This window comes from Capnocytophaga felis (assembly GCF_009684755.1).
Lineage (GTDB): Bacteria > Bacteroidota > Bacteroidia > Flavobacteriales > Flavobacteriaceae > Capnocytophaga > Capnocytophaga felis.
On the sequence record NZ_BLBC01000008.1, the window covers coordinates 22,382 to 36,911 of the forward strand.

A 14,530-nucleotide genomic window follows, 5' to 3' on the forward strand; every position below is an offset into this window, starting at 1 on the left:
CAAATATACAAATTAATGTTACACAAAAAACAGTTCAATCATAAAAAAGATATAAACTTTAAGTTTATAAAGTTAAAATGTTCAAAAAAATATAAGGAGAGAATTGTTTTTACGATGTTTTGCATTGAAATACGACTTGCTTTAAGTGAATAAAAAAATCCACCTATATATAAGAGGTGGATTTATATTATAATTCTCTAAGTTTATCTCGCAGGGAAAACAACACGGAAACCTAAGTTGTGACGTACGCCATTGGGAGCACGTTTACTGCGATATGTAGTACGGCAAGTTGCTGGTGTACAGAAGGCACTGGCTCCGCGTCTTACTCGTAAACTTCCTTGATTAGCACCTTTGGGATTTGTTTGCTGAGTTCTTGGTAGAGACCCGAACCAATCTGCAGTCCATTCCCAAGCATTTCCGCTCATATCATAAATTCCTAATTCATTAGCTTTTTTTGTTCCTACGGGATGCATTCTTCCTCCTGAATTTTTCACATACCAAGCAACTTCATCAATGTTGTTGCTTCCACTCCACATATAACCTTTACTTTTTTTACCTCCACGAGCAGCATATTCCCATTCTGCTTCGGTAGGGATCCTTCCTCCTGCCCATTCTGCGTATGCTTTTGCTCCGTTCCAAGTAACAAAAATTACAGGATGTTTTTCTTTACCAGCTCGGACTTTGAATGTTTTTCCTTCTTGAATGATGTCTTTTCCTTGATACCATCTGGCTCCATTTTCAATTCTGTTTTCTTTTTTTGAATTTAAAAAATTTGCATACTCGGTATTGGTAATTTCCCATTTGGTAATTCTGAAATTGCTCAAAGTTACTTTATGAGCTTTTCCTGTTCCCATATAGAAAGTTCCTCCTTCCACAAACACAGTGTTGTCTTTTATTGATTTTGAAAAAAGATTGGGAGAAATTTCCGGTTGTGTTTCTACAGCTACTGTATCAGAGGGAGTGAAGTCCTGCTCCTCCTTATTACAACTCATCAGTGTAGTTGTTGCCATTACTGTTAATACAGCGATACCTTTAGAAAATTTTTGCAGTTTAAAAGCATCCCACTTTTTTACTGCGGTCTGAACATTTTTTTTCATACTATATTTAATTTGTTTTAATTAATCCAGAGGAATTATTGTGACCAATAGTTTTTTAATCGGTCTTATGTATTACATAGTCTTTTTCGGGAGGCAAAACTATAAAAGAAAGTTGTTTTGAAAAATATTTATGCAGACTTTATAAGAAGTTAATAAAAATTAGAAGTGTGTGTATTCCTTTTAGAAGTCTTATTTATAATGATTTAATATAAGAATATCTTCTATATGAATAGAATTTATTATCGGATATTGATAATATATATAGTTAAATCGTTTATTTTTTATGAGATAGATGATAATTATGTTAAAAATCCCGCTTATCGTTATGATAAACGGGATTTTTTTAAGTTAAGAAATATTTCTGTTGTTAGTCGAAAACAACACGAAAACCTAAATTGTGACGTACTCCATTGGGGGCTCTGTTACTACGATTTGCAGAACGGTTGTTGTGAGCGGTACAGAAAGCACTGGCTCCACGTCGTGAACGGGCTTTACCTGTAGCAGGACCTTTAGGATTTGTTTGAGCTTCTTTTTTGTAAGGACCGTACCAGTCAGCAGTCCATTCCCATACATTTCCGCTCATATCGTAAATTCCTAATTCATTTGGTTTTTTTTCACCTACATTGTGAAGTCTTTGTCCGGAGTTACCAACATACCAAGCAACTTCATTGATGTTGTTGCTTCCACTCCAAGTGTATCCTTTACTTTTTTTCCCTCCTCTTGCTGCGTATTCCCATTCGGCTTCAGTTGGGATTCTTCCTTTTGCCCATTTGGCATAGGCAGCAGCTCCATTCCAGCTGACGAATCGTACAGGCATCCTTTCTTTCCCTTTTTTGGCTGTGTACTTTTTACCTGTTATGTCAAAATCTGTTCCTTGATACCATTTCACTCCGTTTTCAGTCTGATTTCCTCTTTCAGATAAAAATTTAGCATACTGCTCGTTGGTAATTTCGTACTTAGTGATTTTGAAGCTTTTAAGGGTTACTTTGTGTTGTGGACGTTCGTCTCCATCGCCCGAGCCGGCAGGGCTTCCCATCAGGAATGTGCCTCCTTCTACAAAAACTAAATCTGAATCGGGCTTGGAGTTAGTTCCTCCAGAATTGGATTTCCCCCCTCCTGAAGATGAAGACTTTGAATTTGTTGTAGGATTGATTAATTCTTCTTGTTCCTTCTTACAACTTGTTAATGAAATCATTCCTACTATTGCAGTGTAGGAAAGGAATCTGAAAAGATTCTGTTTTTGAATTAAACTCCGTAGAGTAAACGTAGCGTTGTTTTTCATGACTATATTTGAGTTGATTTATTCTTGCTGCTATATATTGTATTTAAAATTAATCAGATAAGGACTAATTTTTAGAGATTGCAAACTGAAAGCAAGTGTTAAAAAAAATTAAAAAAAACTAAAAAACATTTACTTATCTGGGGACAAAAATATAAATAAGTTTTATATGAAAAACATTTTTTTGAAAAAATTGATACACAATTACAAATAATTTAACAAGCTGAAATGGTGTGTGTTATAAAAATTAAATTTTAAATCATTGATTGTTAGTGTTTTATATTTTTGTTTTGACAGAATAAAAAATAAAGACAATTTTGTCATATAATGCTTCTAAATCTCGCAAAAATAAAAAAGAAGATACTTTTGGGTATCTTCTTGAGAAGTGGTAGTACATAATGTTAAGCTCCTAAATATTGAAAGTGAATATATAATATTGATTAAAAATGCTACGTAATGGATGGAGCTTAGAAGTTTTTCTTTTAATTTTTGTAAACTGTGAAGTTATCTATTTGAAATTCATCTAATATGATATCAAAATCTAAAAGGTCATTTTTAAGAGTGAGCATTAAATCGTTCGAAAATCGGTGAGGTTCTTTTACAATGCTCAGTAAATCAACACCCGATGTTTCCAAATAGTTTCTAAATCGTTTAATAATGAAGTTGTTAAACCATCTTTCTTGAGAATCAACTTCTTGGTCTTTTATTAAATTTTCTATAAAAGCAGAAGGATTCGGTTTTACACAGAAACTGTATGTACCTGAGGTTTCGATGGCTACAGATTTTAACTTTTCATCCTCAAGTGGAAAAGGATAAAGAGTAGACCAATTTTGGTTATGGAACGTTGCGGTATTTATGAAATAAACTTCTGCTTCAAACGGTGAGGTGTGATTGTATTTCCACCCTTTGAGTGTCGCGAAAATGGGCATATTGGAAGCAACCAATTCGTGTTGACCACAACTGTACATATCCGCCAATCGACCACCGCTCACAAGGGCTGCAACGTGTGTTTTATCAACAACAAGTTTCGCTCCATTTTTGATGGTTGTTGGGGAAGAAAAAACATTCCACAATTTGTCATTGTTTTCCAGACATTTTATTACATCAATATTCCGATGTAAAAATTTGAAATCCATAGATTTAATTTTGTTAAGGAAATTCATAACCCCAAAAATTTAATAGTTATTAGTTAATCAAAATCTATAGTTCGTAGTTGTGGCTGTGGTACAATCATTACAACCACAACTCAGAACCATAATTACGCAATGTGAAAAATAAATTTTATAAAATTACCCTCTCAACTCATTTAGTCTTTTAGTTAATTCAGGTGCTAATCTCTCGAGGCAAAATTATGTTACCGAGCAGAGAAATCTTTGTAAAAAGTGAGCGTTTATTTGTATGTATCACGCATTAACATTTTTCAGATTTGTATATATCACGCATAATTTTTATGTAACTTATTGAAAATGATAAATAAAAAAATACAAGTAAATCTTTTAATCCGATTTATGTAAAATGAAAGGGAATTGTACGTTTTTTTGAATTAAAAAGATTATAAAAACACGAAAATAATCAAGGCTGAAAATGATTTGGAAGAATATTGTTTGATTATTCTCAGCAAGAGTGTTTTTTTCTAATGTTTTGGTGGATTTTAATTTTGTATGATTTTAACGTTTTTATGCTCTCGATTTTCTTTGATAATCAATTGTTTATATACGGAACTATTTTTTTTGTTAAATTTCATAAATTATTCATAGCTATTATATATTTTTGTTATCTGTTAATTTTGTTTATATGGATATTTTCGCTGGAATAAGGATATCATTTCTGTTGATATGTACTTTTATCTTTCTTAATGTTTGTTCCCCCAAAAAAGAACAAGTAAAAAAGAGTATTTCAAAAAAAGAATATTTGGAAATACTTGATGGCATTTCAAAAAAGGAAGATTCTTTGAAAATTATGCTTCAAAAACAAATTGCAGCAGAAGATGATGTCGGTATGATGCTGTCATACAAGTATTTGGGTAAAAATCAGCGAGAAAATGCAAAATTTTCAGAAGCAATTGAGTCTCATCAAGAGTATTTAGAACTTGCTTTAAAAATAAAAGACACGGTTGAAATTATTCAGGCATTTAATGATTTAGGAACTGATTTTAGGCGTATTGGAGCAACATCTGAGGCTTCAAACTATCATTACGAGGCACTTCGGTATGCAGATGCTTTTTCAGATTTGAAAAACAGCGGAAGGAAAGCTCGTGTTGTGGCTTTAAACGGAATAGGGAATATCAGTCAGCAACTTGGTTATTTGTCTGATGCCGAGAGATATTTCCGTGAAGCTCTTGCTGAAGAAACAGCTTTAGGCAGCGAAGTAGGACAGGCAATAAATTACGCAAATATAGGTTCTGTTTTTAGAGGTAGGCAGGAATATGATTCTGCAAGAGTGTATTATCAATATTCATTGGAAAAAAATATCAAAGCTAATTCCAAAGTAGGCATAGGATTATGTTATATTCATCTTGGAAACTTGTACAAAATTGAACAAAAATATGACCTTGCAGAAAAAGAATATCAAAAGGCATATGACTTAATGGATAAGTTTGCCGATAAATGGCATTGGCTTAATGCGTGTGTTGCTCTTGCTACTGTATATCAACAACAAGGTAACATCAAAAAATACAAGAAATACATTCGACTTGCCGAAGAAACTGCAACCCAAATTGGTTCTATGGGGCATATTTCGGAGGTGAACGAACTAAAATATAATCAAGCCATAAAGCAACGTAATTTCCGAGAAGCACTTGACTGCTACAAAGAAAGCATCATAATGCGTGATAGCGTGCAGGGAATTAAAAATGCAAATCATTATATGGATTTGCGTGTAAATTATGAAAGGCAGCAAAATTCGCGTAGGCTTAAGCAAGTTGAGGCTGAAAGCATAATCAAAGAAAGAGAAAGACAATTTTTACTGAAGATATCTTGGGCGGTAGTTTTGGTGGTTGTAATCATATCAGGGCTTTTGTATTATGCTTATCGGCAACGTGCCATTAGCAACCGAATACTCAAAAATGTAGAAAAAGCCAGAACGGACTTTTTTACAAATCTTACCCACGAATTCCGAACGCCTCTTACAGTAATTCAAGGGCTTAACCGTCAGTTGCAAAAACGAAAAGACCTTTCGGAAAAAGAGAAAGCAAAATTTATGGATGCCATCGCTCGGCAGAGTAGTAATTTGCTTAATTTAGTTAATCAGCTTTTGGATTTTGCAAAACTTAAAAGCGGAACCGAAAAACCGGAATGGAGAAGAGATGACATTATTCCCTACTTGCGAATGACGGCAGAAACTTTTCGGTTGTATGCTAAGGAAAGAAATATAAATCTGATTTTTTACACCGATAACACCAAACAAGAAATGGATTTTGTTCCTTTCTATATTGACAAAATAGTCGGAAATTTACTCTCCAATGCTATCAAACATACCGAAGATGGCGACAAAATTGATTTTATCGTTCTAAAAGGGTCAAAACCAGATACTATTGTTATTCGTGTTAGAGATAACGGAGTGGGAATTCCAAAAGAGGAATTAAAACACATTTTTGAGCTATTCTACCAAAGTCCAAGCACAAAAAGTATGTCAGGAACGGGCATTGGGCTGGCATTTACCAAAATGTTAGTTGATAAAATGCACGGAAAAATTACCGTAGAAAGCGAAATCGGAAAAGGAACAACATTTACAGTTATTTTACCTTTAAAAAATAAAAATGTAAAAATCACTCCAATTTCAGAAAATATTGGAAAAGAATTGATTACACTACCAAAAACAATGGAAAGTGATCTGGAGGAAGATGCTGTTTGTGATGATAATATAAAAAATTCTGAGCTACCTACGATATTACTTGTGGAAGACAATAAAGATGTAACATTGTACATAAAATCCTTATTAGAAGCTAATTACAATATTATTACAGCTAAAAACGGAAAAGAGGGAATGGAACTGGCTGAGAAATGCGTACCCGATTTGGTAATTACAGACGTGATGATGCCCATTAAAAACGGATATGAATTGTGCAAGGAAATGAAAGAGAGTGTGTTACTAAATCATATTCCTATTATTATGCTTACTGCAAAAACTTTGAAAGAAGACCGCTTGCAAGGATTGAAATACGGAATAGAAGCCTATATAGAAAAACCTTTTTCTTCCAAAGAATTATTACTTCGTGTTCATAATATTCTGGAAAACAGAAAAATATTGAAAGAAAAGTATTTGAACATTACCGACAGTAACTCTCAAGCTCGTTTGCATAATGATGAAAATTTGAAGTTTTTACAAAAAGTGATTGAAATAATTCATTCCGAATTGAATAATCCTAATTTCAATGCGGCTTTTGTTGCAGATAAAATGGCGGTAAGCCCTTCACAATTAAGCAGAAAGCTAAATCAAATAACAGGATTTTCTACATCTTCGTATATTCTTAAAGTGAAACTTAACAAAGCCAAAAAAATGCTTCACGATACATCAATCAGTTTGGGCGAGGTGGCAGACGTTTGCGGTTTCTATGATTTGAGCTATTTTTCAAGGGTATTTAAAAAAGAATTTGGCATCACGCCAAGCCAATATCAGAAAAATGTTTCGATGAATGTGAAGTAAATCAATATTATGAAGTATTTTTGTATTTCATTTATTACGTTAAAGATTTTTTATGATTACATTTAATTACGAAACCGATTTTGAACTTCCTAAGCAAGAAGCTGTTTTTCAGGCGTGGATTGAAAAAATAATCGCTTCCGAAGAAAAGCAGTTAGGCGAGTTGAATTACATTTTCTGTGATGATGCGTATTTGCATCAAATCAACGTGCAATATCTTGACCACGACACACTTACCGATATTATAACGTTTGATTATACGGAAGATGAAACAATTTCAGGAGATATTTTTATTTCGGTGGAACGCGTTGCTGATAACGCCCAAGATTTCAGGGTAGATTTTCAAACCGAATTGTTGCGAGTGATGGCTCACGGCGTGTTACATTTATGCGGTTACAAAGATAAAACCGATGCAGAAAGCCAGCAAATGCGTAACAAAGAAGAAGAAAAAATGATTCTTTTTAAATAAAATATAACCATTTAATTTCAAGAACTATGAAAAAGATTATTGTTTTATTCGCTGTAATGCTTTCATTTTCTGCTTTTTCGCAAGAGATAAAACATTCCCATTTTTATTATCAACGTGCCGACTTTTTCGATAAGTTTCCCATTACTTCAAAAGATATTGTTTTCTTAGGAAACAGCATTACCAACGGATGTGAATGGGCAGAACTTTTCGGAAAGGAAAACATAAAAAACAGAGGTATTAGCGGCGATATTTCGCAAGGAGTTTATGAAAGATTGGATAACATCGTAAACGGAAAACCTAAAAAAATATTTCTACTTATTGGGGTAAATGATATTGCCCGAAAAATTCCGGTTGAAACCACTTCGCAAAACATCGAAAAAATTGTGATGAAAATACAGCAAGTTTCGCCAAAAACCAAGATTTATTTGCAAAGTGTTCTGCCAGTAAATTCTGATTTTAAGATGTTTGAAGGGCATCAACAACCCGAAAAAATACACGAGCTTAATGCTGAAATCCGCCGAATATGCCAGCAATACAGAGTTACATATGTGGATTTGTACTCGCATTTTATCGTACCTAATACTGACAAGCTAAAACCCGAACTCACCAACGACGGGCTTCACCTAATGGCGGAGGGATACTTGCTGTGGAAGAAAATCGTTTTGCCTTATTTGTAGTTTAAGGCTCGTAACTTCCTTAAAAAACGTAATTTCTTTCAGCTAAAAATCAACAAGATTTTTAGACAGTAATTCTTTTTCTCTAAATTATCGTATTTTTGTCGCCCTAATTGTAAAGTTATTAGGAATTAAGCCAGTGGAATTTTTAATCACAATTGCCCATTGCCTAATCCCTATTACCTAAAAAAAGAAAAAAATGTTTCAAGAAAAATACGACGTTATCGTAGTTGGGGGCGGACACGCAGGAGCCGAAGCCGCCGCCGCCGCTGCCAATATGGGAGCAAAAACCTTGCTCATCACAATGCAATTACAAAATATCGCACAAATGTCGTGCAACCCAGCCATTGGTGGAATTGCCAAGGGGCAAATCGTTCGTGAGATTGACGCTTTGGGCGGATACACGGGCATCATTACTGACAAAACCGCCATTCAGTTTAAAATGCTCAATCAGTCCAAAGGACCGGCAATGTGGAGTCCGCGAGCTCAGTCCGACCGTATGCGATTTGCCGAAGAATGGCGTCTCCAACTCGAAAGATTGCCCAATCTCGACTTCTATCAGGATATGGTTTCCGACCTCATTATCGAAAATCATCAGGTAAAAGGTGTGAAAACTTCGCTCGGGATTTCCATTTTTGCCAAAACGGTAATTCTCACTAACGGAACTTTCCTAAATGGAGTTATTCACATCGGGATGAAGCAATTTGGAGGTGGAAGAGCAGGAGAAAAGGCTTCCAGAGGAATTACCGAATGCCTTGTTAATCACGGATTTGAATCAGGAAGAATGAAAACGGGAACGCCACCGCGTGTGGACAGTCGTTCGTTGGATTATTCCAAAATGATTCCGCAACCCGGTGATGAAAATCCAGAGAAATTTTCCTTTTCGGAAGAAACGCAACCGCTTCAAATTCAGAAAGATTGTCATATGACCTACACCAGCGAGGAGGTACACGACTTGCTCCGAACGGGGTTTGACCGTTCTCCGATGTTCAATGGTAGAATTCAGGGTGTAGGACCGCGTTACTGCCCGTCCATCGAGGATAAAATCAATCGTTTTGCCGACAAAGACCGCCATCAGATTTTTGTAGAACCCGAAGGATGGCACACGGTAGAGGTTTATGTAAACGGATTTTCAACTTCGCTCCCAGAAGAAGTTCAGTTCCAGGCACTTCGTAAAGTAGAAGGTTTTGAGAATGTGAAGTTTTTCCGTCCGGGGTACGCCATCGAGTACGATTATTTTCCGCCAACACAGCTCAAACATACATTGGAAACAAAACTTGTTGAAAATCTGTATTTTGCAGGGCAAATCAACGGTACTACGGGCTATGAAGAAGCTGCCGCACAAGGGCTAATGGCAGGAATTAATGCGGTACGGAAAATCCGTGAGCAAGAGGAAGTTATCTTGAAAAGAAGCGAAGCCTACATTGGGGTTTTGATTGACGATTTAATTACCAAAGGCACGGAAGAACCTTACCGAATGTTCACTTCACGAGCAGAATATCGCACCCTTTTGCGTCAAGACAATGCCGATGCAAGGCTTACGCCACTTGGTTTTTCATTAGGATTGGCATCACAAAAACGAATGGACGTTTTGGAGCGAAAACAAACAAAAACAAATGCTTTTGTGGAGTTTTTTAAGGAAACGAGTATCAAACCTGAAGAGGCGAACCCGATTTTGGAGAAATACGATTCGTCCCCAATGAAACAAGGCGACAAGATGTTCAAAGTGCTTTCACGTCCGAACATTACCATTGCCGATTTGCAACAATTGGAGAGCGTAAAATCATTCGTGGAAGCTAATGAAATTGACAGAGAAATCATCGAACAGACGGAAATTGAGGTGAAATACGCAGGATACATCGAAAAAGAGAAAAACAATGCCGACAAACTCAATCGCTTGGAAGACATCCGCATACCTGAAAATTTCAATTACGACAAACTGACTTCTATTTCGTTTGAGTCTCGCGAAAAGTTGAAAAAAATCCGCCCAACAACACTCTCACAAGCCTCGCGTATCAGTGGTGTTTCCCCCGCGGATATTAGTATTTTATTGGTGTATATGGGGAGGTAGGTTTTTATCAGAGATGTTACAGTTCTCCCTTTATTTCTGTAGTAACTATATGGAATAATTTCATTTTGATAATAATTTTTCATTACAAGATATAATGCTGTGTTTGTAATCAAAGTGGTTTGATGTGTATTTTTTGTAAACAAAGAAGTTTGATTACAAAATTTTCTTTATATTTGCAATCAAGAGGATTTGATATATATTTTTTATAAACAAAATATTTTGATGACAAAATTAGATGCACACTTGTAATCAAAATGATTTGATATATATTTTTTATAAACAAACCATCTTGATTACAAAATTTGATTAATTTTTGTAATTAAAATGGTTTGGTATATGTTTTTTATAAACAAAGTGATTTGATTTTAAAATTTACTTTATTATTGTAAACAAATTAGATTTATGGACTATAATTTAGATAATGCAGTAAAGTATCATTATGAATGCTTTCCACCAGAAAAAGTTAACTATGAAATATTCATAAATGAATATTCAAAAGCAATAGAGGCATTGTCTCGCTTTGATCAAATGTTGAAAAACTTACATAATAATGAGATTCTATTGGCTCCTTTACGTAATCAAGAAGCCTTAATGTCTTCTCGAATAGAAGGAACTATAAGTACAATGGATGAGATATTGCAGTATGAAGCAGACAATGATAAAAAAGATAATTCGAATGCAAAAGCAGATGTGATAGAAACTATATTGTATCAAAGGGCCCTAAAAAATTCTCAAAAAGCTCTGGAAGACGGATATGAGATATCTTTAAGTTTTTTGAAACAAATGCACCAACAATTGCTTTATTTGGGGAGAGGTGCAAATAAGTCTCCCGGAGAGTTTAAGACTGAACAAAATTATTTGGCAGACAGAAGAAGAAAAGAGATACAATTTATTCCTATTAGTCCTGAAAAATTAGTTGAAGGTCTCGAAAATTTATTTGATTTTATTAACAAAAGTAAATTTCCGCCCCTAATAAAGGTAGCTTTAATGCATTTGGAGTTTGAAGCCTTACACCCGTTTAAAGATGGAAATGGAAGAATAGGTAGAATGTTGATTCCTATAACTTTATGGAAGGAAAAATTATTGTCTCAACCCCATTTTTATATCAGTGGTTTTTTTGAAGAAAATAAAGAGGAGTATATAGATACGATGAGAAATGTATCAATTACAAAAAAATGGGATGAATGGATTAAGTTTTTTTTGATTGCTGTAGAGCATCAAGCAGTTGAAAACTTAAAAATAGCACAAAGTATAAAGGACTTATACGAAAAAACAAAAATTGAATTTTCAGAAATTCTATCCTCTAAATGGAATATGGAAATTTTGGATTTTATATTTACATACCCTATGTTCAGAAATAATAAGTTTGTAAGCACAACCAATATTCCAAATGCTACAGCTGTTTTGATAATAAAAAAGCTATTAGATAATAATTATTTGATTTTGAAAGAGGAAGCCTCTGGGAGAAGGGCAGCCTTGTACTCTTTTGAGCCTTTGATGGAATTAGTGAGGGTATAACAACACATTACAAATCAGTGGTGTTTCCCCCGCGGATATCAGTATTTTATTGGTGTATATGGGACGATAGTAAATGTAAAACTTCAAAACTATGACAAAAGAACAATTCATAACACAGTATGAAAAAGCAATCAAGTTACGAGATACAAATAACACGCAAGACGCAATAACTTTGTTCAGAGGAATTCTTTCCGAAATGGAAAAAAATCCTGAGATATTGACCGATGACGAAGTTGTCCTAACTGAATACGGAACGCTTATTTGCAAAGCCTTGCTTTACAGCGAGTTCGCTTGTGCTCTTGATGATAGCGGGGATTTGAAAGGAGCCTTACAGATGGAAGGTCGTGCTTTGGAACAACTCTCAAAAATGAAAAATAGAGATTATTTGGGGATTATTTATTTTAATTATTCCGATTATTCTATGCAATCAGGAGATTTTCAAGAGGCACTTTCGGTACTTCAAAAAGGAATTGATGATATTGAAAAAGAGGATTTTAAACAAAGAATTGAAATCATAACAGGAATTTACATCAACACAGGGCTTTGTAATTATTTCTTGGGGAATAAAAACGAAGCAGAAAAATATTTGGAAATAGCAGTTGATTATTTGAGAACAGCGAAAGAAGAACTAAACTTTGTGTATGAAGAAATTGACCAAGATTATTTTGAGGTAAATTATTTCTTGAGCGAAATCCACAAAGAAAAAGGGAATGATTCTGATTATGAGAGATATAGAAATGAAACCATAGAGATAACATCATTTATTTCAAACGATGATGTGGAATATTTCACTACCATTTATCCAGACGAAATAAAACAAAAACTTAAAGAATTTTATTCAAATAACAAATAAATTCAAAAAACTATCCGAAATTTGTAGAGAAAATTCACAAACATTCTCTTTAATAATTATGATTTCTATTTACAAAGAAAAACTACAAGAAGCGACCACCAACTATCAAAAACTAACCAAAAAATACAATCTGATTAGCTTTTTAAGGCTCGTTGTTGCGGTATTTGTCGTGGTCTTGATTTACTTCTGTTTTCAAGATTTTAATATAAAATCTGTTTTTGGAGTTGCTTTTTTGGTTGTTTTGTTCTTATTTCTTGTCGTTTGGCATAAAAAAATCTCTTTTTTTCGTAAATTGGAGAAGTCAAAGATAGAAATTAATGCAAAAGAGATTCGTTTTTTGGAGAAAAATGAATATTTTTCAGATAATGGAACTGAATTTCAGGAAGAATCACATTCTTATGCGTATGATTTGGATGTTTTTGGTGAAAAATCTTTGTATCATCATATTAATCGGGCTAAAACGTTTCTTGGTAAAAAGCGTTTAGCCTCTTGTTTTTTAAATCCGGAAATGGAAAATATTTCTGAAAATCAGCAAAGTATTTCTGAATTATCAGAAAAAATAGATTGGAGGCAAAATTTTTTCGCACTGACTTCACAGGTAAGTGATTCCGCTGATTTTTACGAAAAAATTGAGATGTGGATTCAAAAAAAGGAAACTTCTTTTCCAAAATGGATGCAATTTTTTACGTACATATCTTCTTTGTTATTAGTAAGTTGCATTGTTTTAGGTTTTATTTCAGAAAATTTTCCGTTTCATAATTGGGCAAAATTGTTGTTTCTGATAAATTTAGTTGCTTTTGGTTACATATTCGGAGTTATCCAACGCAATAAAATAAGTTTTGAAGGAGCGTACAAAATTTTATATTCCTACAGAAAAAGTATTGCTTTTGTTGAAAATTCGGACTTTAAATCGGATAAATTAAATGAAATTCGGAAAAAATTATCACAAAAAGAGGAAAAAGCAAGTGTTTTAATTCAAAAACTATCTAATTTACTTGATGATTTGGATAATTTAGGCAATGTTTTAGTATCAATTCCATTAAATTGCCTTACTTTTTATCATTTTCACGTGTATATTCAATTAATTCGTTGGAAAAACCAGTATGCAATTCATATAAAAGATTGGTTGGACGTTGTTGGAGAGATGGAAGCACTTGGTAGTTTCGCTAATTTTAAGTATAACAATCCGAAATATGTTTTTCCCGAAATAAATTCAGATTATCAAATATATTTTGAAGAAGTTGGTCATCCGCTTATTTCTGAAAAACAAAGAGTTACAAATTCAATTTCCTTTGTTGAAAACCCGTTTGTAATTTTAACAGGTTCAAATATGTCAGGGAAAAGCACCTTTTTGCGAACGTTGGGCGTAAATATGCTTTTGACGGCAATGGGTTTGCCTGTTTGTGCCAAGAAGGCGGTTGTCCATCCTATGAAAATATTGGTTTCTATGCGGTTATCTGATTCTCTGAACGACGGAAAATCGTACTTTTTTGCAGAAATACGTAGGATTCAGGGGATTATACAAAGTCTTGAGAATCAGATTTCTTTTGTGCTTTTGGATGAGCTTTTACGTGGAACAAATTCAGAAGATAAACAATTGGGAACCATCAAGATAATTGAGAAAATCATCCGCTTGAATGCCATTGGTGTTGTTGCTACACACGATGTTGAGGTTTGTCAGCTTGTAAAAAAATATCCGCAAACGCTTCAAAATAAATGCTTTGAAGTCCAAATTGAAAATGATGAACTCCATTTTGACTATAAAATCAGAGATGGAGTTTGCCAGAATAAAAATGCTACTTTTTTGATGAAAAAATTGGGAATAATTGATTAAATTACTTTGCAATTTTTTGTAAGAAATACTTCCATATTCCAGTTTTATAAAATAGAATTATTATAAATAGCGCTTTTCATTGTAAAAATTTCAA

The 14,530-nt window shown here is 33.9% G+C and carries 10 protein-coding genes; 7 read left to right on the top strand and 3 right to left on the bottom strand.

All coding sequences use genetic code 11. The features are described from left to right. Positions 1-203: 203 nt before the first annotated feature. From GN105_RS07025 to GN105_RS07035, 3 genes are all read right to left on the bottom strand, one after another. Positions 204-1,097, bottom strand: a complete 894-nt coding sequence (locus tag GN105_RS07025) for a formylglycine-generating enzyme family protein (RefSeq protein WP_173014977.1) — start codon at positions 1,095-1,097, stop codon at positions 204-206. A 367-nt stretch (positions 1,098-1,464) separates the two neighbouring features. Beyond that, positions 1,465-2,379 (bottom strand): formylglycine-generating enzyme family protein, encoded by a 915-nt coding sequence (locus GN105_RS07030; RefSeq protein WP_155284707.1) that lies wholly within the window; start codon positions 2,377-2,379, stop codon positions 1,465-1,467. A 479-nt stretch (positions 2,380-2,858) separates the two neighbouring features. Beyond that, a complete protein-coding gene (locus GN105_RS07035) occupies positions 2,859-3,512 on the bottom strand; it encodes an SPFH domain-containing protein (RefSeq protein WP_173014978.1) in 654 nt (217 codons plus the stop codon). Between the two features lie 775 nt (positions 3,513-4,287). Between GN105_RS07035 and GN105_RS07040 the strand changes: the two genes are divergently transcribed. The 7 genes from GN105_RS07040 (at position 4,288) to GN105_RS07070 (ending at position 14,436) form a co-directional block, all read left to right on the top strand. After that, positions 4,288-7,020, top strand: a complete 2,733-nt coding sequence (locus GN105_RS07040) for a hybrid sensor histidine kinase/response regulator transcription factor (protein ID WP_227977378.1) — start codon at positions 4,288-4,290, stop codon at positions 7,018-7,020. 52 nt (positions 7,021-7,072) lie between these two features. Then, positions 7,073-7,486 carry an rRNA maturation RNase YbeY gene (ybeY, locus tag GN105_RS07045; RefSeq protein WP_155284710.1) on the top strand — a complete coding sequence of 138 codons (414 nt, stop codon included), beginning with the start codon at positions 7,073-7,075 and terminating at the stop codon, positions 7,484-7,486. 26 nt (positions 7,487-7,512) lie between these two features. Continuing rightward, positions 7,513-8,163: a GDSL-type esterase/lipase family protein gene (locus GN105_RS07050; protein ID WP_155284711.1), complete on the top strand. Its 651-nt coding sequence runs from the start codon at positions 7,513-7,515 to the stop codon at positions 8,161-8,163. A 196-nt stretch (positions 8,164-8,359) separates the two neighbouring features. Then, positions 8,360-10,231: a tRNA uridine-5-carboxymethylaminomethyl(34) synthesis enzyme MnmG gene (mnmG, locus tag GN105_RS07055; RefSeq protein ID WP_155284712.1), complete on the top strand. Its 1,872-nt coding sequence runs from the start codon at positions 8,360-8,362 to the stop codon at positions 10,229-10,231. Positions 10,232-10,633: 402 nt separating this feature from the next. Continuing rightward, on the top strand, positions 10,634-11,749 hold the full coding sequence (locus GN105_RS07060) for a Fic family protein (RefSeq protein ID WP_155284713.1): 1,116 nt from the start codon (positions 10,634-10,636) through the stop codon (positions 11,747-11,749). A gap of 91 nt (positions 11,750-11,840) precedes the next feature. Further along, complete coding sequence (locus GN105_RS07065) at positions 11,841-12,602, top strand: tetratricopeptide repeat protein (protein ID WP_155284714.1); 762 nt, start codon at positions 11,841-11,843, stop codon at positions 12,600-12,602. 58 nt (positions 12,603-12,660) lie between these two features. Beyond that, a complete protein-coding gene (locus tag GN105_RS07070) occupies positions 12,661-14,436 on the top strand; it encodes a MutS-related protein (RefSeq protein WP_155284715.1) in 1,776 nt (591 codons plus the stop codon). Positions 14,437-14,530 lie beyond the last annotated feature (94 nt).